We start from the raw sequence: 22,336 nt of genomic DNA, 5'->3' as shown, positions 1-22,336 counted from the left end.
GATGTAACAAAAGGATGTGCATATGGAACTGGAAAGGGACCCGAGATGCTATACCGACGTCTGTATCGACGGTAAGTGGTATCACTACGATCATTGCAGCACCCACGTCTACATGCTGATGGGGGGCGCGGCGCCGAGCCTGCAACTGGCCTGTGAGCCCGGTAGCGAAGAGGAGCTGATCGCCATGCTCCAGCAACTGACCCGCGGCTGAAGCAGGACTGTCTCATGGCCATCGGGCAACACGCCGCGATGGCCACCTTCTGTTTTTCCTCTCAGCCGTTCGTCTTGCGACCAAACAGCTTCTTGCCCATCTCCATCAGGGCGCTCGCTGCGGCATAGCTGCTGTCTGACTTGCCCACCTCGTCCGCCACATAAAGGAAGTCTGACTGGTACTTCTCCACCGCCTCCTGGGGGTTGGTGGCATCGATGAAGTCCTCCTGCACCTCGAACCCCTGTGCCAGCAGCTCAGCCTTCTCCGCCAGAAAGCTGGGGGAGGCCATGTCGACATAGGTGTACTGCTGCCTGTTGGAGGCCGGAATGCTGAAAAACTGGTATCTGGCCATCTGTGTTCCTCGCTTGCGCGGCGTTGTCTTGATGTGATCGGCTCTCGCCGAACGGCCCCTTGTTTGCCGTCTGTGCAAGGGGTAAAAAGCAACATTCGAGTCTTTGTTGGGCAGCCTATCCCGAGTCAGCGAGAGATGCAATTGGAGAACGTGCTCGGGGAAGGGGAGGGGCGAGCGCAGCAGAGTGCAATGGAATAGCCCCTGCGTCAGGTTGGGCTCAGGCGAGCACGCCACCCGCACAGGGATCTCGGTGAGGCTCATCGATGTGGCTGTGGGCCAGCAGCTGTTCCCCCGGCATGGGGCGCCCGAGCAGATAGCCCTGCAGGGTGTCGCAGCCCAGCTCGGTCAGCAGGGCGCGTTGCTCAGGGGTCTCCACCCCCTCGGCAACGATGCGCATGTCCAGAGCCTGACCCAGGGCGATGATGGCGGCGATGATGGTGGCATCGTCCCCCTCGTGCGTCAGGGTGGCGACGAAGCCCCTGTCAATCTTGAGCTCGTTGGCAGGGAAGCGCTTGAGGTAGAGCAGGCTGGAGTAGCCGGTGCCGAAGTCATCGATGGAGATGCCGAGCCCGAGCTCGGCCAGGCGATTGAGGATGGCCAGGCTCTCCTCGGCGTTCTCCATGGCGGTGGATTCGGTGATCTCCAGGGTGAGGTGGCGCGCCTCGAGCCGGTGGCGGGAGAGGGCGGTCTCCACCTCCTCCAGCAAGCCTGGGCTGGCCAGCTGTATGGTGGAGAGGTTCACCGCCACGCTCCAATCGTGATGACCCGCTTCCCGCCAGCGGCTCATCTGACGGCAGGCCTCATCCAGTACCCAGTTGCCGATGGGGATGATGAGCCGGGTCTTCTCCGCCAGGGGCAGGAAGCGGGCCGGGGAGATGGTGCCATATTCCGGATGCTGCCAGCGCAGCAGCGCCTCGGCACCGACCACCCGGCCGCTGCGGGCGTCGTACTTGGGCTGATAGTGCAGGACCAGTTCCTCCCGCTCCAGGGCATGGCGCAGCGCCTGTTGCAGCAAAAACTGCTGGTGGGCATTGGCATTCATGGCGCTGTCGAAGCAGTAGTAGCCGTTGCGCCCTCGCTCCTTGGCGTAGTACATGGCGGCATCGGCGTTGAGGGTCAGCTCGTGCAGGCTGGTGCCATCCTGGGGATAGACGGCGATGCCGATGCTGGCGGTGATGTGCAGGCTGTGATGCTCCCACTCATAGGGCTGGGCCAGGGCAGCCAGCAGGCGCTCGGCGAAGGCCGTGGTCTGGCTCAGGTCCCCCGGCGCCAGGGCCAGCACGAACTCGTCCCCGCCAAAGCGGGAGGCGGTGTCGCTCCCTCCAAGCAGCCCGGTGATCCGCGCCGCCACCTCGGCCAGCAGCAGATCCCCGGTGTGGTGACCGTGGGCATCGTTGATGATCTTGAAGCCGTCGAGGTCGAGAAACAGCAGGGAGAAGCTGCGCTGGCTGTGCTGGGACTCCTGGATGCGCTGCTCCAATCGGGTGGCAAACAGCAGCCGGTTCGGCAGCCGGGTCAGGCTGTCATGGAGCGCCAGCTTGATCAGCTCGTCGTGGGCCAGGTGCAAGGAGGTCGAGAGACGGGCGGCGTGGGCATCCAGCATGGAGAGCACCAGGGCGATGGCGAACACCGCCAGGGTCACTATGATGATGACGGTCGCCAGCCACTGGGTATTGAGGCCGGTATAGAGGGCGCCGCACAGGCTCCCCTGTGGGAACTGGGCTGCCGCCATGCCGGTGTAGTGCATGCCGATGATGGCGGCTCCCATCACCAGGGAGGCGACGGCCTTGCGAAAGAAGGCGCGGGGCGTGCTGTTGCGCAGCCGAAACGCAATCCAGAGCGCGGCGCCGGAGGCGAGCACAGCGATCAGGATGGAGAGCGCGAAGAGGCCGCGGTGGTAATGAATGCCGGGATCTATCTTCATGGCCGCCATGCCGATGAAGTGCATGGTGGCGATGCCGGCCCCCATCAGCAGGGCGCCCCCTGCGATATGGCGCCAGGGCAGCTGGGGGCGGCTCACCAGCCAGAGTGCGAAGGCCGACGAACCGATGGCCGCCACCAGAGAGAGGCCAGTCAGGGTCAGGTCGTAACCGAGCGCGATGGGCAGGTTGAAGGCGAGCATGCCGATGAAGTGCATGGACCAGATGCCGAATCCCATGGCGAAGGCGCCCCCCGTGAGCCAGAGGGCGGCGGCCCGGCCCCGGCTCTGGCTAACCCGGCTTGTCATGGCCAGCGCCGTGTAAGAGGCGAGCACCGCCACCAGGATGGAGAAAAACACCAGATCCTGGCTGTAATAACTGTCGAGCATGGGGTGGGTTGCGGTCACTTCACTCACTCTGGGATGGAAAACGGCCTGAGCCATGGCCGGACTGGAGAAGAAAATCGGGCTGGGGATTGTACACCAGGGGCGTCCCAAAGCGGTCAGCTATACGCACCAAAATGGACCCTGGATCAGAGTAAAAGCACTGAATTTATCCCTTGATGGCAATGCCCTCACGCGCCCTATCCAAAGGCGGGTTCCAAATTTTCCCGTTTGGAAAACAGGGGTATGGAAAATCTGGGAATAGATAGCTCCGGTCGTGACCTGCTATTGAAATACGGCTCGGGGAGAGTCCTGGAGCTGCTTTGTAGTGCTGGCCTCTCCATTCATGTGAGGCGCTTTGGGCGTGGTGCTTGTTGCCGCACAGTTGCGTTCACCATGACCATTGGGATGTGATGTCACAGTGCCATATAGGTATCTGGCTTCGTCTGCGCCTTGGTTGATCCGACACATCTGTTATCATGCGTCTCCCGCTTTCGTTATCTCGTTGAACCTGCAGGAGAAACCATGGCTCGAACCCTCTATTTGCTGCGCCACGGCCAGACCCGTTACAACGCCGAATTGCGGTTGCAGGGGCGTTGCAACTCGGATCTGACCGCCAGAGGCGAAGCTCAGGCCCTCGCCATGGGGGCCCGCCTGGCAGAGCTCCTGGCTGAGCCCGCGAGCTGGATCCTCTATGCCAGCCCCCTCGGTCGTGCCCGTCAGACGGCGGAGCGGGTATGCCAGCAGCTTGGCTTGGATAAGGAACGCATCGTGTGGGACGAACGGCTGGTGGAGCTGGGCATGGGGGAGTGGGAGAGCCGCCGGGTTCCCGAGCTGTTGGCGGCCCATCCTGAGCTCGATCTGGAAGAGCCGGATTGGTATCTGCAGGCCCCGAATGGAGAGAGCTTCCAGAGCATTCAGCGCCGGGCCCAGGCATGGCTGCAGGACGAAGGCATTGCCAAGCATGCCATCGTCGTCTCCCACGGTCTGTTCGGTGCCATGCTGCGCGGTGCCTATGCCGATCTGGATTACATCACCACCTGGACACAAGAGCTGCCGCAGGATGCCTTCTTCAAGCTCAGTGGCGGCCGTATAGAGCGGATTTCCTGCTGACCACGCGAAGACGGCCCGCCCTTGACGGGCCCTGTTGTGATTGCTCGTTCAGCCAACCGCCAATTTGGCAGCTTCTTTCCACATAAATGGCGGCATCGGAGTAGTGAGACGCCATTTAATGTTCATCGGTTGGCTGCCAGTGTGGGATACGTACTCCACCTCACCAAAGTTCACAAAGCCAAGGGTGCGGCCAAATTCATCTTTGCTCTGCTCGCGGACGAACAGAAACAAGCGCTTACCTTCTGCCCTGTGATTTATGTAACTCAGCCCCTTACCTCGCTCCGGGCGAGCGCTGTTTTGGCTCTGCCAATGAAACAGCGACTCGTTGATGGCGTAGTCGTGATAACGGGTGGTGGGGGAGAAGTGCTGTTCCGTTTTGTTCAAGGTAACGAACAGCAACTCGATATTTTGCTCTGCGATGACATACACCCCTTCGCGAGCCGTGGGTTGCTGCGCGAAGGTGGTCGCGCCAAAGCCAACCAGCACCTGTTCTCTGGCATAGCGAGCATGCAGTTGCAGCGGATTACCGGGAAGATCTGGCATGGCTCGTTGTTCGTGCTGTACCCGATTTATCAGCATGGGCAACAGATCTACCAGCTCGGCCCTCAACTCTGGTTGATTGAGTTGTTTCAGGCTGTGCGCCAAGGAGCTAAAGCCTGCAGTGGGGCCGCTCTGTTGCCAGAAGTCGTAATGGCACATCAAGGCCATCCGTTCATCGTGCTCAGCCGTTAAGGTAAAGGCGCTTTCCACCAAGGTTTGTAAGAAGTTCAAGTAATGGATCGCATCGCAGCCCAATAGCCGGGTTCTGATGGCCCGGGTGTAGAGGGTCGACAGCTTCTCATCGCTCATTTCAGAAATGGTATGGTTGTGGGCCTGTTTGACCAAGGCGCTCCAATTGCCGCGCTTGTAGATCTCCTCAAGGCTGATATGAGGGTAGAACTTCAAAAAATTCGCCAGCGTCAGCGGTAAATCGCAATCCTGTGAGAAACGGCGGATCAGGCCCATGAGGCGCGAGGTATTGAGAGTCGCCTTTTTGATATTGCTCAGAATTAACTCTTGGGTCTGTTTTGAGAGCTCGATGCGGCAGCCCAAGGGGGCGTGAGGAAAGCCTTGTTTGATTTCGTGGCTGATCGCCTTATTGGTTTTACCCACCAGTGCCCGAAATTTCTGAGCAAAGTCATACTCCGCGCGCGCATTGCCAACAAAATCCAACACGGTGCAGCACTCTTTATCGCTCGCCAGCCGCAGGCCCCGCCCTAATTGCTGCAAGAAGATGGTGAGGCTTTCCGTTGGTCGTAAAAACAGCAAGGTGTCGACTTCCGGGATATCAACCCCTTCGTTGAAGATGTCCACCACGCAAAGAATATTGATAACGCCGGTACGCAAATCTTGTTGCTTACTATGCCGCTCGTCTCGGTTATCGCTGGTGAGGATGTCAGCCTTGATGCCCTTTAATAAAAAAGCCTTGCACATAAAATCGGCATGTTCTCGGCTCACACAAAATGCCAGCGCTTTGATCTTGGTAATATCGGTGACGATCTCATCGAGGCTCTGGACGATTTTCTGTACCCGCTGCTGATTGTGGGTATAGATATTGGTGAGCTCAGTGATGTCATAACGACCATTTTTCCAAGTCACTTGGCGCAAGTCAGTATCATCATCGATACCAAAATATTGGAACGGACAGAGATGGCGACGATTGATGGCCTCTGGTAAACGAATCTCCGCTGCGATCACACCACAAAAGTCGGCGAGAATATCACCGCTATCATGGCGCTCTGGCGTTGCGGTCAATCCCAACAGAATGCGAGGTTCAAAGGCGGCGAGCAGACCGCGATAACTGGCCGCCGCAATATGGTGAACCTCATCGATGACGATGTAATCGAAATAATTTGAGCTAAGACGCAAATTAGCCAGCTGGTTATTCAAGGATTGCACTGAGGCAAACAGCTGACGGTAGTGGGTCGGTACAGATCCGCCGACCAATAGTTCGCCAAAATGAGATTGCTTGAGCACACCGCGGTAGGAGGCCAATGCTTGGCGCAAGATCTCCTCTTTGTGGGCGACAAACAGAAACTTGGCATCGGGTTTGGTTTTCAAAAAACGCGCAAAATCAAAGGCGGATATCAGGGTTTTCCCTGTACCGGTAGCCGCTACCACCAAGTTACGAAAGCGCTTGTGTAAAGCGCGCTCCATCGCCAATTGCTCAAGGATCTCCTGTTGATGGGGAAACGGCGTGATATCAAAGAAATAGGCTGGGCTATTTTTGTCACCATCGCCACGGGCCTCTTGCAGGGCATGTTGTAATTTCGTGCGGCTTTCGAGTTTGCCATCGAACAGCTCAAAATCATCGGACTCCCAATAGGTCTCAAAGGTGCTCAGGGATTTCTCGATAATATGCGGGATCTCTTGCGAGGTGATTTTTAGGTTCCACTCCAAGCCGCTGGTGAGGGCGGAATGAGAGAGATTGGAGGAACCTATATAGCCGGTATGAAAGCCGGTATTTCGGCAAAAGAGATAGCTCTTTGCATGCAACCGCTCGCGCTGGGTGTTATAGCTGAGTTTGACTTCGGTGTTGGGCAGGCTGGCTAAAAATTCGACTGCCTTGGCGTCAGTCGCCCCCATATAAGAGGTGGTAATTACTTTTAATTGGCGGCCGCTGCGAGTGAACTCTTCCAGCTCATGACGGAAAATACGGATACCCGCCCATTTGATAAATGAGACCAGCCAGCAGATGCTATCTGCAGACAATATCTCCCGTTTAATCTCCGACTCCATCGATAAACCCGCATTGCTGCCGCAGAACAGCTCACTTTGCGTTAGACCTGTCAGAGGGAAAACATCTTCGGCATATTGCTTTAAATTGGCTGAGATGGGGTTATCCAACTGGTAGAGCGCCGTCAGGATTTTCCCCTGACTATCGATGAGATTCTCGCCAATAAAGTCTGGGTCTTGTGTGCGATCCTTTAGCCAAAGCAATAACTGGTTGGCCAGTTCAATTTGCCGTTGCAGCTGATCCTCTCCAGTGACCGAACCCAACGCATATTCCAAAACCCGACTCAGAAATCGTGATAACCAGACAGCCGCTTCGGCAGGCTCAAGTTGGCGTTCCCCGACGTAAAAGCGCTCACGGTCGAGTCGAGATGTCAGCAGTTGAGTAATGAGTTGTTCATAAATACCGCATTGTTGCATCGCACACTGGCCTTGAACGTTGTACAGGAGGGTGGCGAGCAGAGTATCATTTTTTCCAACCAAATCAGTAAGCTGTTGTCGCTTGTTACTCGTTTGAAAATCGCCCCGATTTTTCGTGATACAGCTCGGCAGTGACAACCACAGGGAGGTGGTGATGGATCCGGTTTCTTACCTTTTTTCGGCTTATCTCAATCTGGTGCAGCAGCAGGTGACGGATATCTATGGCACCGAGGTCAAGGCGCTGGTGGTGCCATATGAGGGGGAGCAAGTTCCCTTCTCTTATCAGCTCTGGCAGATCAAACAGAACAGCGTCTGCCGTCCCTATGAGCAGGATGTGCGGCGCTTCAGTCAGTGCACGGTCAAGGCGCAGGCGCTGTTTGGCAAGTTGTGCGATGAGTTGTCGCGCCAGGATGACAGCAGTTGGCAGCTCCCTAAGTACCGCACCATGTACTGCTCGGCTGCTGTCGGCTATCGCCCCATGATTGCGGAGATCGCCGATGCCAAGCAGAGCCCGGCGAAGCTCGCGGAGCGGGCCTGCAATCAGGCCATTCTGGCGGCCATGGAGAGCGAGGACGAAGCACTGCTGGCCCAACGAGACAAGGCCTGCGCCGCCGTGCGATAAGGTGTATTTCCCTGATAAAAGAAATGGTTAGGGATAATGGATGTGCGCCAAGGCACAGTCTCTGCCAAGGGGACTGGTTATGATGGGGTGGGGATCACCACCACAGGGAGCATGCATGATCAGCCATATCGACCATCTGGTATTGACGGTGAGCGACATCGAGCGGGCGGTAGCGTTTTACAGCCGCGCCTTCAAGATGGAGCCCATCACCTTCGGGGCGGGGCGCCGGGCCCTGCGCTTTGGCAACCAGAAGATCAATCTGCAATTGCTGGGGGAGGAGCCGCGCAACCGGGCTCAGGTGGGATCGGGGGATCTCTGCCTCATCACCCGCTGGCCCCTGGATCAGGTGATGGTCCAGCTCGAGAGCCAGGGGGTCGAGATAGTGGAGGGACCGGTGACAAAAAGCGGTGCCTGCGGCCCCATCGAATCGGTTTATTGCCTGGATCCTGATCAGAACCTTATCGAGATCAGCCGCTATCGCTGAGCGCCTCTGGCGCGTCACAACGGGTTTATTCCCCCTTGGCGAGGAGTCTGCCCAGCAGAGGGCGCATGGTGAGCACCATGCCGATGAAGAGCAGCAGATAGCCCAGGGGCAGCAGGGCAAAGGGCTCGTGCAGGAACCCCTGTGCATCCACTGTGGTGCCAAGCAGGTTGAAGGCCACAAAGCAGCCGAGCCCGGCCAGGATCAGGAGGGCGCCTATGGTCGTTGTCATCTCGTTGTCCTCGTTCGCGCATGAAAGAGAAGTGAGGATGTCATGGCTGGGTGAAGTGGGCGTGAAGTGGCGCCGACATCACAGGCGATCGCCCTGATGAAAGCCACATCGACGCATCTAACACAACAGGGCAGCCATGGGCTGCCCTGTTGCTTTGGGGGTGTTTCGGGGAGTGGCGTGACTAGCAGACCCCTTGCGCCAGCATGGCGTCGGCCACCTTGACGAAGCCGGCGACATTGGCGCCGCTTTCGTAGTTCACATGGCCGTCATCCTGGCCCTGATCCACCTGGCCGTAGCGCACACAGGTGGCGTGGATGCTGGTCATGATCCCCTTGAGGCGGGCGTCCACCTCCTCCCGGGTCCAGGAGAGGCGCTGGGCATTCTGGCTCATCTCGAGCCCCGAGGTGGCAACCCCGCCTGCGTTGGCGGCCTTGCCTGGGGCGAACAGCACCCGGGCGTCGTGGAAGAGGCGGATGGCGGCGGCGCTGGAGGGCATGTTGGCCCCCTCGGCCACCAGCTGTACGCCGTTCGCGATCAGGGCGGCGGCATCCGATTCGTCCAGCTCGTTCTGGGTGGCGCAGGGGAGGGCGACGTCGGTCGCCAGATGCCAGGGGGTGCGACCGGTGAAGAACTCCAGCCCCAGCTCATGGGCGTAATCCGCCACCCGCTTGCGCTGCTCGTTCTTGAGTTCCATCAGGCGTGCCAGCTTCTCGGGGGTGAAGCCGTCGGGATCATAGACGGTGCCGCCGGAGTCGGAGGCGGTGATGACCCGGGCGCCCAGCGCCATAGCCTTCTCGATGGCGTACTGGGCCACGTTGCCCGAGCCCGACACCGAGACCCGCATGCCATCGAGGGACTGGCCGCGATGGGCCAGCATGGCCTCCACGAAGTAGAGCAGGCCGTAGCCGGTGGCTTCCGGGCGAATGAGGCTGCCGCCAAAGGAGAGTCCCTTGCCGGTGAAGACGCACTCGGCGCTGTTGGTGAGTTTCTTCATCATGCCCGCCATGTAGCTCACTTCGCGCCCGCCGACCCCGATGTCGCCCGCCGGCACGTCGGTGTTGGCTCCGAGGTGGCGATAGAGCTCCAGCATCAGCGCCTGGCAGAAGCGCATCACTTCCCCCTCGCTCTTGCCCTTGGGATCGAAGTCGCTGCCCCCCTTGCCGCCGCCCATGGGCAGGGTGGTGAGGGCATTCTTGAAGGTCTGCTCGAAGGCGAGGAATTTCAGCACCGAGAGATCCACCGAGGGGTGGAAGCGCATGCCTCCCTTGAAGGGACCGATGGCGCTGTTGTGTTGAATGCGGTAGCCACGGTTCACCCGCACCTGACCCTGGTCATCTACCCAGCTCACCCGAAACTGCACGAGGCGCTCGGGCTCCACCAGCCGCTCCAGCAGGCCGTGTTGCAGGTAGCGGGGGTGACGCTCCACATAGGGCCAGATGGAGGCGACGACCTCACTCACCGCCTGGATGAACTCGGGTTGGTGGGGGTTGCGGCTGGCCACCTGGGCCAGGAATGCCTCCTGAGAGAGGGAATGACTCATCTGTAACTCCTGTAATAAAGGGAAATTGGCCTCTTGCCAGAGAAGGGTCGGCGCCGCACCCCGCTTTATATTCGACGGTGAAAGTGAATACGGATAAAAATTTGTTTCGTGGCGGTAATTGCCGACAATGATGGCGGTGACGCCGCTACATGGCAGACACGAACGTGATAATTCGCGCTGACGAAAATCTTTTTATGCATTTTTAGTCAATAAATAGCAAGTTTTAGTTCATCCCTCTCTATGGGTATCCTTCGACGCTCTCTGCGATCGCTGGCTTGTCGCTTATTGCTGGGTTGGGGAGAGGAGGGCGGGAGCAGGGGTAAGGTGGGGCGGATGGCAGGATCCGGTGCACGGGGCGGGGCAAGGGATGGCGCAATATGCTACTGTAGCGGCGTTTTTTTGAGGAAAGGGCGGCCTTGCCCTTTTGAAGAGATTGATTGCAGGCGCTTTTTGTAGATTCTTTTTGTTGATTCTTTTTGTAGATGGACATGTATGCAGACTAACCCGACCATGACCTGGCTGACCGAGCCGACACTTCTTTTGAACTCCACTATCTGGCAGGTGACCCATGCTGGCCGATGAATCCATGCGCCTGAACAAATACATCAGCGAGAGCGGCATCTGCTCCCGTCGCGAGGCCGATCGCTTCATCGAGCAGGGCCACGTCTACATCAACGGCAAGCGGGCCGGGATCGGCGATCAGGTGTTTGCCGGGGATCTGGTCAAGGTGAACGGTCAGGTGATCGAGGCGCGGGAGGCGGACAGCCTGGTTTTCATCGTGCTGAACAAGCCGGTGGGCATCGTCTCCACCACGGAGGCGGGGGAGAAGGACAACATCGTCGACTTCGTCAACCACAGCACCCGCATCTTCCCCATAGGGCGCCTCGACAAGGACTCCCAGGGGCTCATCTTCCTCACCAACCACGGGGATCTGGTGAACAAGATCCTGCGGGCGGGCAACGATCACGAGAAAGAGTACCTGGTGACCGTGGACAAGCCGGTGACCGACGAGTTTATCCGGGGCATGGGAGCCGGGGTGCCCATCCTCGGCGCCGTCACCAAGAAGTGCAGGGTGAAGCGAGAAGCCCCCTTCGTGTTTCGTATCACGCTAGTGCAGGGGCTGAACCGCCAGATCCGCCGCATGTGCGAGCACTTCGGCTTCGAGGTGACCAAGCTCGAGCGCATCCGCATCATGAACGTCAGCCTCAAGGGGTTGCCGGTGGGGGAGTGGCGCGACCTTACCGACGGCGAGCTGATCGAGCTGTTCAAGCTGATTGAAGACTCCTCCTCCGAGGTGAAACCGGCCAAGGGGGAGAAACCCAAGACCCCGGGGGCGCAAACCACCAAACCGGCTCAGGGAAAGAAGCCGCGCCGCGACGACGATCACGAGATTGGCGGGCGCCCCAATGTGCCGGGCCCGGAGGCCTTCGAGAAGAAGAGCCCCGCAGGCAAGGGCGGCGCGGGCAAGGGAGTAGCTGCTAAAGGCGCCGCTGGCAAGGGGGCCCCGGCCAAGGGGGGCAAGCCGGCCACTGCGGGCAAACCGCGCACCAACCAGGGTGGACGGCAGAAGAAGGGGCGCTAAAGCGCCCCGTCACTCGCTTTTCAACCTGCTCAATACACCGGCCCTAGGCCGGTGTATTGTTTTGTGCCGTCTGGCACCGTTGGCTGACAGGAGCCGCAGGCTGTCGCATCACGCGGGCGTAGTGGCGTGGATCCAGACGCAGCACCAGCAGGCTCATCAGCGCCACCCCCCCCAGCTGCCACTGCCAGGCGCTGGCAAAGTCGCCGCTCAAGTGGTGCAGGCGGGCCGCCACCCAGGGGCCCGTTGCCGCCAGCATGAAGCCAAACCCCTGCATCAGGGCGCTGAGGCTGCCGGCGCGCCTGGGGTCTGGCAGGTGATCCAGCGCAATCACCATGATGAGGGAGAAGCTGCCGCCAAGGCCTGCGCCGCACAGCAGGCACCAGAGGATGGGGGCGACTTCTGGGGCGAGCCAGAGGCCGCCAAAGCCCGCCACCTGCGTCGCGATGGCCAGCCCCATCCAGGGGCGCCTGTCCAGCTTGCGCGCCGCCAGCAGCGGCAGACCCAGGCCGCTCACGGTCTGGGCCAGGGCCAGCCAGGCCACCAGCTCGCCCCCCTGCTGGGGGCTCCACCCCAGCGCCAGGTAGGCGGGGGCCAGCCAGGCCACGACGATGCCGTAGCCGCTGTTGATGATGCCAAAGCAGGCGATCAGCAGCCAGGCGCGGGGCAGCGCGATCAGCCGCTGCTCCCCAGATACGGGGGAGTGCTGCGTGGCGGCGGGCAGGCGCACCCGCCAGCCGAGCCAGACCAGGGCCAGCAGCACCGGCAGGCTCCACAGGGCCAGCGCCCGGGACCAGTCGAGGTGCACGGCGAGGCGCGGGGTGAGCACGGCGCCGAGCGCCCCGCCCCCCATCATGCAGGCCGAGAAGATCCCCATCACCAGAGGCACCTTGCCCGCGAAAGCCCCCTTGATGAGGCCGGGCAATGTCCCCTGTACCAGGGCCGACCCCAGACCGCACAGGGCGGCGCTGGCGATGAGCAGGGTGCCGCTCGCGAGATCGAGGCGCAGGGCGCTGCCCAGCATCAGCAGCAACAGGGCCGTGCCGAGCAAGGGGCGCGGCCCGGTCTTGTCGAGCAGGTACGGGGTAAGCAGCACGCCGACCCCGATCAGCAACAGTGGCAGCAGGGTGACCCAGGCCAGCCTGCCCATCCCGAGCGCCAGTTGGGCATCTATCTCCCCCGCCAGGGGGCCGATGGCGGTGAGGAAGGGGCGCAGATTGATGCCAATCAGCACCACCAACACCAGCAGGGCGCCGCTGCCGGAGGGAAGCGGGCGCTTAACCATGGGATTGGGGGTCGTAGAGGGCGGCGGCCGGGATGGGGCTTGGCAGCTTGATCAATGGCAGGGGCGGCGGACTCAGCGGTAGCCGCAGCGCCGCGTAAGCCGCGCTGCTGTCAAAGCCGAAGGGGGCCGCGTCTTCATTGTCGAAGGCGTAGTAGACGGCACTGATGCCGTTCATCACCAGGGCGCACAGACACATGGGGCAGGGGTGGCCGCTGGCGTAGACCACGGCGCCCTTGAGCGGCCCATGTTGGCTGGCGGTGCGCAGCGCCTCGAGCTCGGCGTGGCGGGTGGGATCCCCCGCTTCCAGCATCCGGTTGACGGCGCTCGCCACCAGCTGGTTGTCTCGCACCAGCAGGGCGGCGAAGGGGCGGCCCCCCTGCTGACGGTGGGTCAGTGCCAGCTGAAGGGTCTGTTCCAACCACCCTTGATGGCTGGGGGCCGAGACGGTGGTGAGGGCGTTGACGGGGCGTGTTCCGGACTGGGGGGGCTGTAACATGGATTTTCCTGGCAAAAGAGAGGAGTGACGGCAGCCTAACGGGGCCGCAAGTCATTTGGAAATTAAATGATAAAATGACTTTCAGTGATTTTATAAATGGAGCCCTCCCATGGAGCGACCCTTGCTGGATCCCCACCTGCTGCAGAGCTTTGTCGCCATCGTCGAGACCGGCAGCTTCACCCGAGCCGGCGAGCGGATGCATCTGACCCAGTCCACCATCAGCCAGCAGATGCGCCGCCTCGAGCAGCAGCTCGGTTGCCCGCTGCTCGACAGATCCGGCCGCCAGGTGGTGACCACGGCCCAGGGGGAGACCCTGCTCGGGCTGGCGCGCCGCATCCTGGGGCTGCTGGCCCAGGCGGGAGATCGGGTGGGGGAGGCGAGCCTGCCCCTGCGCCTCGGGGTGCCGGAGGATTTCGCCGCCGGTGCCATGACGGCGGTGCTGGCGGCCTTCGCCCGGCAATACCCCGAGGTGAGGCTGGAGGTGCAAAGCGATCTCAGCCACGCCCTGTGGCAGGCCTTCGAGGCGGGGGAACTGGATCTGGCGCTGATCAAGCAGGGGCGGGGGCAGGGGGAGCCCATCGCCCGCTGGCGCGAGCCGCTCGCCTGGGTCGACAGCCGCGACTGGCCCGCGGGGGAGCGGGATCCTGTCCCCCTGGTGGTGTTTCCGAGCGAAGGCCTCTACCGGCGCCAGATAACCGATACCCTGGATGCCAGGGGCATTGCCTGGCGCATCGCCTACGTGAGTGCCAGCCTCGCCAGCCTGCAGGGGGCGGTGAGCGCGGGCATAGGGGTGAGCCTGTTGCCCACCCGCTTGCTGCAGCCCGATCAGGTTGAACTGACACACTGGCCGTCGGTGCGCCCGGTGGAGCTGGCCCTGCACCTGGGGGCGGGGGGCAGTGAGCCCCTCAGCCGGTTGTGCGAGGCTCTGATCACCCTGTGTGACGAGGTAATGGGGGAGGAGGCAATCGTACCGCGCTGAGCAGGGCAGCGCGGCGCCGAACAGTGCCGTGTTGAGACGTGCCCTGCGAAGGCCACTTTCGTCTCAGCCCCTCAGGCCAGGGCTTGCCTCGGTACCACGGCGAGCCAGACTTCCACCTCCCCGCAGCCGCTCTTTGGGTCAAATTTGTCGCCGTAGCGCTCAAAGTCCGGCTTGTGGGCGGACTCATAGTCCGAGTGTGCCAGCCAGTCCAGCGCCTGCTGCCAGGTGTGCGGCAGGGCATCCACATGACCAAGGTGGCGAAAGACCGCATAGGTCTGGGGGGCGATGCGCATCCGGCCAAGCCCGGGGGGAAGCACCTCCAGGGCGGCGACTTCCACCGCGCACATATACTCGCATTGCGTCGCGGTTGCGCCGCAGATGACGCCGTAGGCGTGCTCCCCCAGCTGACCCGGCAGGGGGCCAAGGGCGCTGAAGTCACGCCACTGGCCACCGAAGTCGCCGTGCTGGAAGTCGTGATGGCGACGCAGGCCGCCAAGCAGCATGGCCTTGCCGGTTTCGAAGCGAACGGGGTCTGACATGGTGCCTCCTGGGTTGTAGGAGAAGGGTTGAAGGGAAAGAGGTGAAGGGACAGGGTCGAGGTGAAAGTGTCAGTGCGCCCGGCCTTCCTCGAGCTTGCGCTCATAGTCCTGGCGAACGATGGCGAGCGCCGCCAGGACGAGATCCGGGGCAATCTGGTTGGTTTCCAGCAGTTCTATCAGATCCACCGCGAGTTTGACCTCGGGCGGTGCAGTTTCCAGTGACATCTTGGTTTCTCATGGGGCAGCGTGGTCGCCATTATAGCGCCCCGGACGGCGAAGACACGCCTCGGCTGCCGGGGTTTGACGGGTGTCACATGTGCTGGCGCATCTCCTTGTCGAGCTCCTCGCGCAGGGTCATCAGCTTCCTGGCGTACTGCTGCAATTGCAGATCCTGCTCGCTCACCGGCTGCCATTGGGGCACAGGACTCGGTTTGCCGTGCTCGTCCATGGCCACGAAGATGATGATGCAGTGGGTGGTCTTGTGGCGCGCAGGGTCAGTGGGGTGGCGGCTGTAGACGTCTACCGCCAGGTGCATGCTGGTGGTGCCGGTGTGGATCACCTTGGCGTGCACCTCCACCAGCTGGCCTATCTGGATGGGGCGTAAAAAACGGATGCCCCCCACATAGACGGTGACGGCATAGCCGCCACACCAACCGGCGGCGCAGGCGTAGCCGGCCTGATCGATCCACTTCATCACCATGCCGCCATGGACCTTGCCTCCGAAGTTGACGTCGGCCGGTTCGGCCAGAAATTGCAGGGTCAGTTCGCGGGGTGGGATCATGCTCTCTCCTCGGCTTATTGCCGGTAACTTTTGCGATAGGCCTCGGCCTGCTGGCAGGCGGGCACCTTGGAAAAATCGGGGCGCTTGTTGCCCTCGCGCTGGCCGAAGCTGGCAAACTCCTGCTGGCAGCGGGTCGTTTTGCCCCCCTCCTTGATGCAGGTGTCGATGCGCTGCTGTCGGCCCTGCACGATCAGCAGTTGCTGGGCGTCGGAACAGGCCCGATCCAGCCCGGCTTGATGGGTTTCCCGATCCTGCTCTATGGCGAGCAGACCGCTCGACAGGCTGCTGGCGAGCAGCAAAATGACCATCTTCATCATGCTTTGTCTCCTTGTGGGGGGCGTCCTGTTATGACCAGGGCTATGCCCCCCAGAATGCCCAGTGATGACAATAACAACCGTAGCGACCAGGACTCATCCAACCAGATGATCCCTGCCAGCGCCGCAAGCAGGGGCACCAGCAGCTGGACGCTGGCGGCCAGGGTGCGTCCCAGTTGGGGCAGCACCAGATACCAGAGCGCATACCCAAGGCCGGAGGCGAGGGCCCCCGAGGCCAGGGCGTAGCCAATGGCCGCCGGGCTGGCCTCAAGCCGGCCAAGCAGCATGTAGAGCAGCGCCGCCGGCAGGCTGGCCCGCAGGAAGTGACCGGCATTGGCGGCGATGGGATCGGCAAAGCGTGAGGCCCGCAGGGTATAGCAGGCCCAGGCGATGCCGGCGCCTATCATCAGGGCCGCCCCCAGGGGATCCGGCGCCCGGATGCCGGGCAGCAACAACAATACCAGCCCTGCCATGGCGAGCAGCAGGCCAGCCCACTGGCGCAGTGGCAGGGACTCTCCGCGCAGCAGGGGCGGTGCCAGCATGCTGAGCTGGACGGCGGCAAACAGCAGCAGGGCGCCGGTGCCTGCGGTCAGGGTGAGATAGGCGAACGAGAAGGCGGCGCCATAGGCGATGAGCGCGAGGGCCCCCCCCCAGTCTCCCTGGCGCGGCGACTGGTGGCGAACCCGGCACAGCAGGATCAGCATCAGGGCGCCGCTGGTCAGCCGCAGCAGGGTAAACAGGGCCGGATCCATCCGCTCTTCGAACAGGGCGAGGCGGCAGAGTACCGAATTGGCAGCGAACGCAGTGAGCGTCAGCAGGGTCAGCAGCAACAGGCGGGGCAGTGGCATCCATTCACCTTGAGTTCAGTGGGCGCGGCACAGCATGGTATTTCATGCAAATGAGGAGGCCCCATGAAACAGATGCTGGAGCAATTGATGGGAGCTGGCAAGGGCTGGCTCAACGATGGTGGTGACACGCGCAAGGCCCAGATGAAAGGCATGGCCCAGGGGGGGCTGGCCGCCGGAGCCATGGCGCTGCTGCTTGGCAACAAGAATATACGCAAATACGGCACCAAGGTGGCGGCGGTGGGCGGGGCGGCCGCCCTCGGCGGTCTGGCCTACAAGCTCTACCAGGACTGGCAGCAGAACCAGAGTGCGCCAGCGGCCGGCACGCCCCATCCCCTCAACGAGCTGGCGGGCGCCGAACTGGATGCCCGAGCCAGCTTGCTGGTGCGCGCCATGGTGGCTGCGGCCCGGGCCGACGGTCATATCGATGACGCCGAGCGGCTGAAGATCCAGCAGTACCTGACCGAGCAGGGCCAATCCGATGCCGCTCGCTGGATTGACGCCGAGCTGGCCCGTCCGCTGGATCCCCAGGCCCTGGCCCGTGAGGTCACCGACATGGAGCAGGCCACCGAGGTCTATCTCGCCTCCTTGCTCGCCGTCGAGGTGGATCACTTCATGGAGCGCGGCTATCTCGACGAGCTGGCCCGGGCCTTGAAGCTCGATGACAATCTGAAAACCAGCATAGAACGCCAGGTCGCCCAGCTGGGTGCGCCGGGTTGAGCCCTTGCTGCCATCAGGATTGTGCACAAGGCCCCGTCACGGGGCCTTGTGGTTTGTGGCCATTCTGAATGGATACATTCGGCGCTTCACCTTGGTGCCGACTCCTCCTATGATGAACCCTCCCCCAGGCCTTGGGGTCAGTTCGTCAGCCAAATGCAAGGAGCACCCATTGGAAATACGCAAGGCAACCGAGCAGGATCTCGACGCCATTGTCGAGCTGGATCGGCAGATAGGGCAGATCCACTTCGAGCAGGCTCCCGAGGTGTTCTGCCCTCCCTCTTCGCGACAGCGGGCGTTTCTGCTGGACGCCATCCAGAGCGAGGGGCGACTGTTTTGTGTCGCCGTGGTGGAGGGGGTGGTAGTGGGGTTTCTGACTGCCCGAATCGATATCAATGAAGCCATTCCGTTTCTTACCAAACTGCCCGTCTGTCGGATCACGACTGTGGTGGTGGATGAGCACCACAGATCCCGTGGCATAGGCAAGGCACTGATCGCCCATTGTGATGGCTGGGCCAAGGCCCATGATGCAAGCCAGATCCGGCTGGAGGTGATGTCATTCAATGACAGGGCCAGGTCGCTTTACGAATCCCTTGGCTTTACCCGGCAGTCTGAAACGTACGCCAGATAGCCCGACACCGGTGAATAAACAAGGCCCCATCATGGGGCCTTGTTGTTGCTGTTGTTGAAAGTGCAGCGCGTGGTGAAAGTGCTGCGATCGTGCTTAGCTCTCCGCCGGCCAGGGGCCGAGCTCGATGCAGCGGCCACGATAGAGCGGGCGTTCACTCCCCGTCGCCATCACCAGCAGCTCGCTGCTCTCTTTAAGCTGCTGCCATTCGGTGGGGGTCATCAGGCGGCCCGCCATGACCTCTCTGATTGGGGCCAGGGGCACCAGCTTGGCCGATTCTCGATCGCGCATCCAGAGCATGGCGTCGGCGGGCAGGCGCAGCGGATTCGCCAGATTCTGTTGCAAGCGGATGCTCGACTGACCCGGCCGCTTGCCCTGATAGGCCACCAGCACGAAGGGGGCCTCCTCACCTGCGGAGGACATCGTGGCCAGGTAGCGCACCGGCTGGATGGGCGCGGAGTGCCAGGGAAGCAGCGGTTGCAGCCACAGGCCCAGTAGCAGGGACGCGGCCATGGCGAGCGGCCACCACAGGCGATGGGGCCTGGATTTGGGGGAGATCCCCTGTTCTATGTTGCGCCAGATCTGGCGGGGCAGGGGCGGGGCGGGTTGAGGCTGGCGCAGCAGAGGATCCAGATGTTGCTGCCACTGTTCAATCCACTGCCACCAGTCAGGATCGCGGGCCATCAGGCGGCTCATCCTGGCCTGCACCCGCGGGCTCAGGGTACCCAGTACATACTCGCCGGCGAGCCGCTCGCGCAGGGCGGGGTCTCGATAGCGTTTGGGGGTCATTGAGTCAGGCATAGCTTGAGCTCCTCCAGTCCGCGCCGGATCCAGGACTTGACCGTGCCGAGCGGGGTCTGGGTGTGGCTGACTATCTCCTGGTGGCTCAGGCCGTGGCGATAAGCGAGCACGATGGCGTTGCGCTTGTCGGCACAGAGTCGTCCGAGGCAATGCTCGAGGGAAAAAGAGGGGGCCAGCCCCTCTGTCTCCTGGCCGGGCTTCTCCTCCCAGGACTCATCCAGTGGGGTCTCCCCGTGGCGTATCTTCGCCCTCAGGGCGTCGATGGCCAGATGGCGCATGCACTGGCAGAGCCAGGCCCAGGGGTAGTCGACGGGATAGGCGCTCTGACCGTGCCAGATCTTCAAAAAGCCCTCCTGCAGGATGTCTGCGGCCCACTGCTTGTCCTTGAGCAGGGCGTGGAGCATGGCATACAGAGGCTGGCCCGTCAGCCGGTAGAGCGCTTCAAATGCCTGCTTGTCCCTCTGCTGGCTGCGGGCGAGCAGGTGGGCAAGTTGCTGGTTGTCGATATTCACTCAGACCTCATAGTTGGACGCGGTGCCAGACATTCTTCACGCCGTCCCCGCTGCTCTGGCCGGGCTGCTCATCCTTGATCCAGCGATAGAGCGGTTGGCCACGGTAGCTCCATTGATAGTTGCCATCGTCGCGCAGGATCAGGCTGATGCCGACGTCGGCCGCGCTGCCGATCCCCGCCTTGGCCTGCTCCGCGCTGGCCAATGCCGGCGGCCATTTTTCGGCGCACTCAGCATAACAGGTTGATTTTCCTTGGGCATCCTTGTCGAAGCGGTAGAGGCTGAAGCCCTTGGCATCGACCAGATAGGTCTTGCCGTTCTCAGTCATCCGGGCGATGGGCAACTGCTCGGCCCCGCTCAGGGGCTGGGTGTCCAGGGCCCAGGCCGAGGCGAGGGGCAGGCAGGCGAGGGTGATGAGGAACTTGTTCATGGTGTTCTCCTTGGGTCTATTGGCGATGAGAGGGCAGGGGTTAACGGGTCCAACCATCCTGGGCGAAGAAGGGCTCGCCTTGGGGGCTGTCGATGAAATCGATAAAGCGCTGGGTGCTGGCATCCGCGCCCTGCGCCTTGGTGATCAGCAGACCGCGATAGATGCGGCGTTCCGGCTCGATCTCGACGAAGTCGGCCTTGTCCTGGTGGTTCAGGGGCCAGTGCACCCAGGTGATCCAGGCATCGGCCTGTTGATGAGTGAAGGCCCGGAAGCTGGCGCCGCTGCCCTGTTCGAAGGCGACGATGTTGCGCCTGAGCTTCTGCACATCGGCCAGCTTGCCCTTGCGCCCGGCCACGTCTTCCCAGAGCCCGGTGCCCGAGGTGTTGTAGCTGCCGAGTCCCTCGGTCACCACCACCTTGAGGGGTCGGTTGATCAGATCCTCCACCCCGGTGATCCGCGCCGGGTTGCCCTTTTGCACCGCGATGACGCTGCGGCGCAGGTAGTAGGCGTGGGCGCTCTTCCTGTCGAGGAAGGGGTAGCTCTGCAGGTAGGCGGACATGGATTGCTCGGCCCCGGCGAAGATGAGATCCGCATCCTTGACGGCCCTGTCACGCCAGCTATGTTCGGGGCCGGCGGTGACCTCGACCGGGATCCCGGTCTCCTGCTGGAAGGCCGCGGCCGCCCGTTTCAGGGCGGTGTCCGGGCCACCTGGGCCGTATAGGCGGATCACGCCATCACCGGCCTGATGGACAGGGTCGGTCTGGGCAGACTGGGAGAGGGGGGCCGCCTGCAGCGGCTGGATGAGGGCCAAGCAGAGCAGGGCGAGCCAGAGGGGTTGGGATTTCATCGTCTCTCCTTGATTGAGGTTCAAGCAAGAGACGAAGGAGGGAGGCGATTGGATGCAGTTGAGGAAAAATTAATTTATCAATAAAGCCGAACCCGCCTCAGGCGCAGCTATCGATAAAGGCTAGGAGCCTCCCAGCTGCTGGTGGACCAACGCCGCCAGCCGGGTGAGGGCGGCCTCCAGCGCCGGGCTCCAGGGATGGGCGCTGTTGAGGCGCAGGCAGTGGTTGTGCTGGCCCTGGCTCGAGAACAGGGCACCGGGGGCCAGCGAGAAACCGTTGGCCAGCGCCTGGGCATAGAGGGCCCGGCTGTCGAGGCGCGCGTCGAATGTCAGCCAGAGGAAGTAGCCGCCGTCCGGGGTCGAGATATGCACCTCGTCCTGGAAGAGGCGCAGCAGGGCCGCCCGCATCTGCTGCTGGCGCTGGGCCAGGGTGTGGCGCAGGCGGCGAAAGTGGGCATCCACCCCACCCTGGCGCAGCATGTCGGCGAGCGCCAGCTGGCTCGGCACATTGGTGGACAGCGTCGACATCAGTTGCAGCCGCTGGATGCGCTCGGCATGGGATCCGGCCACCACCCAGCCGACCCGAAAGCCCGGCGCCAGGCACTTGGTCCAGGAGCCGCACAGCAGGCTGTCGCCCCGGGCGTCCCAGCGTTTGATGGGGCTGGGGCGCTCGCGGCCAAAGTAGAGCTCGGCGTAGACGTCGTCTTCCACCAGGGGCACCTCATGGGCGTTGAGCAGCGCCATCAGTGCCTGCTTGTGGCCATCCGGCATGGTGTGGCCGAGCGGATGCTGGACGTTGCCCATCAGCCAGCACGCCTTGATGGGGCGCTGGGCCAGGGCCTCGGTGAGCAGGGCGAGATCGATGCCCACCCCGGGGATCACGGGGATCTCCACCACGTTGAGCTTGAGCCGCTCTATGGCCTGCAGGGCGCCGTAGAAGGTGGGGGACTCCACCACCACCCAGTCCCCGGGCTCGGTCAGCACCTGCAGGCTTAGGGAGAGGGCCTCCATGGCACCGGTGGTGATGATGATCTCCTGGGGATCCACCGCCAGGCCGTCGTTGGCGTAACGCTGGGCGATGGCGCGGCGCAGCGCCTCGTTGCCAGGGGGAAGATCTGCCACCGTGCTGAAGGGATCGAGGCGGCGCATGCAGCTCGCCAGGGCCCGGCCGAGCTGGGGGTGGGGGAAGAGGGCGGGATCCGCCACCGCGAGCCCCAGCGGCACCAGCTCCCGGGACTTGCTCGCCTGCAACACCTCGAACACCAGATCGTTGATGTCCACCGAGCCGCTGTAGTGAGCCTGCTGCGGCGTGCTGGCGCGCAGCGGGGAGGGGGCGGCCTTGACGTAGTAACCGGACTGGGGCCTGGCCAGGATGAGGCCGAGGCTCTCGAGCAACTGGTAGGCCTGCAGCACCGTCATGGGGCTCAAATGATGGGTCTTGCAGCTCTGGCGGATGGAGGGGATGCGCTCCCCCGGCTGCCAGAGGCCGCTCTCTATCTGCTGCTGCAACAAGGCAGCCAGCTGACCGTAACGGGACATGGGGT

The 22,336-nt window shown here is 62.3% G+C and carries 25 protein-coding genes; 8 read left to right on the top strand and 17 right to left on the bottom strand.

Going from position 1 to position 22,336, the window contains the following annotated elements:
• The first annotated feature begins 22 nt into the window (after nucleotides 1-22).
• A complete protein-coding gene (locus PG898_RS04300; RefSeq protein WP_043130089.1) occupies nucleotides 23-211 on the top strand; it encodes a hypothetical protein in 189 nt (62 codons plus the stop codon).
• A 61-nt stretch (nucleotides 212-272) separates the two neighbouring features.
• On the opposite strand, the gene PG898_RS04295 is transcribed toward PG898_RS04300, so the two are convergent.
• Both PG898_RS04295 and PG898_RS04290 read right to left on the bottom strand, forming a co-directional pair.
• Entirely contained in the window at nucleotides 273-563 is a 291-nt protein-coding gene (locus PG898_RS04295; RefSeq protein WP_005332718.1) for a hypothetical protein, read from the bottom strand.
• A gap of 217 nt (nucleotides 564-780) precedes the next feature.
• On the bottom strand, nucleotides 781-2,889 hold the full coding sequence (locus tag PG898_RS04290) for a putative bifunctional diguanylate cyclase/phosphodiesterase (protein ID WP_253264857.1): 2,109 nt from the start codon (nucleotides 2,887-2,889) through the stop codon (nucleotides 781-783).
• 501 nt (nucleotides 2,890-3,390) lie between these two features.
• Between PG898_RS04290 and PG898_RS04285 the strand changes: the two genes are divergently transcribed.
• Entirely contained in the window at nucleotides 3,391-3,978 is a 588-nt protein-coding gene (locus PG898_RS04285; RefSeq protein ID WP_139746067.1) for a histidine phosphatase family protein, read from the top strand.
• Nucleotides 3,979-4,026: 48 nt separating this feature from the next.
• Here PG898_RS04285 and PG898_RS04280 read toward each other — a convergent pair whose 3' ends face one another.
• Nucleotides 4,027-7,170: a DUF3427 domain-containing protein gene (locus PG898_RS04280; protein WP_171269133.1), complete on the bottom strand. Its 3,144-nt coding sequence runs from the start codon at nucleotides 7,168-7,170 to the stop codon at nucleotides 4,027-4,029.
• Between the two features lie 154 nt (nucleotides 7,171-7,324).
• On the opposite strand from PG898_RS04280, the gene PG898_RS04275 reads away from it, so the two are divergent.
• Both PG898_RS04275 and PG898_RS04270 read left to right on the top strand, forming a co-directional pair.
• A complete protein-coding gene (locus tag PG898_RS04275) occupies nucleotides 7,325-7,792 on the top strand; it encodes a hypothetical protein (RefSeq protein WP_171269132.1) in 468 nt (155 codons plus the stop codon).
• 115 nt (nucleotides 7,793-7,907) lie between these two features.
• Nucleotides 7,908-8,276 carry a VOC family protein gene (locus PG898_RS04270; RefSeq protein ID WP_171269131.1) on the top strand — a complete coding sequence of 123 codons (369 nt, stop codon included), beginning with the start codon at nucleotides 7,908-7,910 and terminating at the stop codon, nucleotides 8,274-8,276.
• Nucleotides 8,277-8,301: 25 nt separating this feature from the next.
• Here PG898_RS04270 and PG898_RS04265 read toward each other — a convergent pair whose 3' ends face one another.
• Together PG898_RS04265 and gdhA are read right to left on the bottom strand one after the other, a co-directional pair.
• On the bottom strand, nucleotides 8,302-8,505 hold the full coding sequence (locus PG898_RS04265) for a DUF3955 domain-containing protein (RefSeq protein ID WP_171269130.1): 204 nt from the start codon (nucleotides 8,503-8,505) through the stop codon (nucleotides 8,302-8,304).
• 181 nt (nucleotides 8,506-8,686) lie between these two features.
• Entirely contained in the window at nucleotides 8,687-10,045 is a 1,359-nt protein-coding gene (gene gdhA / locus PG898_RS04260; RefSeq protein ID WP_171269129.1) for an NADP-specific glutamate dehydrogenase, read from the bottom strand.
• A gap of 568 nt (nucleotides 10,046-10,613) precedes the next feature.
• Between gdhA and rluF the strand changes: the two genes are divergently transcribed.
• Nucleotides 10,614-11,627 (top strand): 23S rRNA pseudouridine(2604) synthase RluF, encoded by a 1,014-nt coding sequence (gene rluF, locus PG898_RS04255; protein ID WP_171269128.1) that lies wholly within the window; start codon nucleotides 10,614-10,616, stop codon nucleotides 11,625-11,627.
• 43 nt (nucleotides 11,628-11,670) lie between these two features.
• Here the strand turns inward: rluF and PG898_RS04250 are convergent, their stop codons facing one another.
• Complete coding sequence (locus PG898_RS04250; RefSeq protein WP_171269127.1) at nucleotides 11,671-12,909, bottom strand: MFS transporter; 1,239 nt, start codon at nucleotides 12,907-12,909, stop codon at nucleotides 11,671-11,673.
• Nucleotides 12,902-13,405, bottom strand: a complete 504-nt coding sequence (locus PG898_RS04245; RefSeq protein WP_408749907.1) for a nucleoside deaminase — start codon at nucleotides 13,403-13,405, stop codon at nucleotides 12,902-12,904. The genes PG898_RS04250 and PG898_RS04245 overlap by 8 nt, the downstream gene beginning before the upstream one ends.
• A gap of 121 nt (nucleotides 13,406-13,526) precedes the next feature.
• Here PG898_RS04245 and PG898_RS04240 point away from each other — a divergent pair, with 121 nt between their 5' ends.
• Nucleotides 13,527-14,384 (top strand): LysR family transcriptional regulator, encoded by an 858-nt coding sequence (locus PG898_RS04240; protein WP_171269491.1) that lies wholly within the window; start codon nucleotides 13,527-13,529, stop codon nucleotides 14,382-14,384.
• Nucleotides 14,385-14,455: 71 nt separating this feature from the next.
• On the opposite strand, the gene PG898_RS04235 is transcribed toward PG898_RS04240, so the two are convergent.
• The 5 genes from PG898_RS04235 to PG898_RS04215 form a co-directional block, all read right to left on the bottom strand.
• Nucleotides 14,456-14,923 carry a GyrI-like domain-containing protein gene (locus PG898_RS04235; protein ID WP_270824031.1) on the bottom strand — a complete coding sequence of 156 codons (468 nt, stop codon included), beginning with the start codon at nucleotides 14,921-14,923 and terminating at the stop codon, nucleotides 14,456-14,458.
• 69 nt (nucleotides 14,924-14,992) lie between these two features.
• Complete coding sequence (rsmS, locus tag PG898_RS04230) at nucleotides 14,993-15,148, bottom strand: pleiotropic regulatory protein RsmS (RefSeq protein WP_268433181.1); 156 nt, start codon at nucleotides 15,146-15,148, stop codon at nucleotides 14,993-14,995.
• Nucleotides 15,149-15,233: 85 nt separating this feature from the next.
• Entirely contained in the window at nucleotides 15,234-15,704 is a 471-nt protein-coding gene (locus PG898_RS04225; protein WP_041207030.1) for an acyl-CoA thioesterase, read from the bottom strand.
• 14 nt (nucleotides 15,705-15,718) lie between these two features.
• Nucleotides 15,719-16,018, bottom strand: coding sequence for a hypothetical protein (locus PG898_RS04220; protein WP_043130107.1), 300 nt, complete (start codon nucleotides 16,016-16,018; stop codon nucleotides 15,719-15,721).
• Nucleotides 16,018-16,866 carry a DMT family transporter gene (locus PG898_RS04215; protein WP_270824029.1) on the bottom strand — a complete coding sequence of 283 codons (849 nt, stop codon included), beginning with the start codon at nucleotides 16,864-16,866 and terminating at the stop codon, nucleotides 16,018-16,020. Before PG898_RS04215 ends, PG898_RS04220 begins: the two co-directional genes overlap by 1 nt.
• A 63-nt stretch (nucleotides 16,867-16,929) precedes the next feature.
• Between PG898_RS04215 and PG898_RS04210 the strand changes: the two genes are divergently transcribed.
• Together PG898_RS04210 and PG898_RS04205 are read left to right on the top strand one after the other, a co-directional pair.
• Entirely contained in the window at nucleotides 16,930-17,583 is a 654-nt protein-coding gene (locus PG898_RS04210; RefSeq protein ID WP_043130072.1) for a tellurite resistance TerB family protein, read from the top strand.
• Nucleotides 17,584-17,752: 169 nt separating this feature from the next.
• Nucleotides 17,753-18,211 (top strand): GNAT family N-acetyltransferase, encoded by a 459-nt coding sequence (locus PG898_RS04205; protein ID WP_171269123.1) that lies wholly within the window; start codon nucleotides 17,753-17,755, stop codon nucleotides 18,209-18,211.
• A 93-nt stretch (nucleotides 18,212-18,304) separates the two neighbouring features.
• Here PG898_RS04205 and PG898_RS04200 read toward each other — a convergent pair whose 3' ends face one another.
• The 5 genes from PG898_RS04200 to PG898_RS04180 form a co-directional block, all read right to left on the bottom strand.
• Nucleotides 18,305-19,009: a hypothetical protein gene (locus PG898_RS04200; RefSeq protein ID WP_171269122.1), complete on the bottom strand. Its 705-nt coding sequence runs from the start codon at nucleotides 19,007-19,009 to the stop codon at nucleotides 18,305-18,307.
• A complete protein-coding gene (locus tag PG898_RS04195) occupies nucleotides 18,994-19,521 on the bottom strand; it encodes an RNA polymerase sigma factor (RefSeq protein WP_042648352.1) in 528 nt (175 codons plus the stop codon). The genes PG898_RS04200 and PG898_RS04195 overlap by 16 nt, the downstream gene beginning before the upstream one ends.
• 7 nt (nucleotides 19,522-19,528) lie before the next feature.
• Complete coding sequence (locus PG898_RS04190; RefSeq protein WP_052833528.1) at nucleotides 19,529-19,948, bottom strand: COG4315 family predicted lipoprotein; 420 nt, start codon at nucleotides 19,946-19,948, stop codon at nucleotides 19,529-19,531.
• A 40-nt stretch (nucleotides 19,949-19,988) separates the two neighbouring features.
• Nucleotides 19,989-20,795: a substrate-binding domain-containing protein gene (locus PG898_RS04185; protein ID WP_171269121.1), complete on the bottom strand. Its 807-nt coding sequence runs from the start codon at nucleotides 20,793-20,795 to the stop codon at nucleotides 19,989-19,991.
• Between the two features lie 120 nt (nucleotides 20,796-20,915).
• The gene (locus tag PG898_RS04180) at nucleotides 20,916-22,331 is read right to left on the bottom strand and encodes an aminotransferase-like domain-containing protein (protein ID WP_171269120.1); all 1,416 of its coding nucleotides are present in this window, start codon (nucleotides 22,329-22,331) and stop codon (nucleotides 20,916-20,918) included.
• Between the last annotated feature and the right edge of the window lie 5 nt (nucleotides 22,332-22,336).

Origin of the sequence: Aeromonas sp. QDB31 (assembly GCF_027707605.1) — a bacterium.
Taxonomy (GTDB): domain Bacteria; phylum Pseudomonadota; class Gammaproteobacteria; order Enterobacterales; family Aeromonadaceae; genus Aeromonas; species Aeromonas media.
Note: the sequence above shows the minus strand (reverse complement) of the source record. Positions and strands in the feature narration are given on the sequence as shown.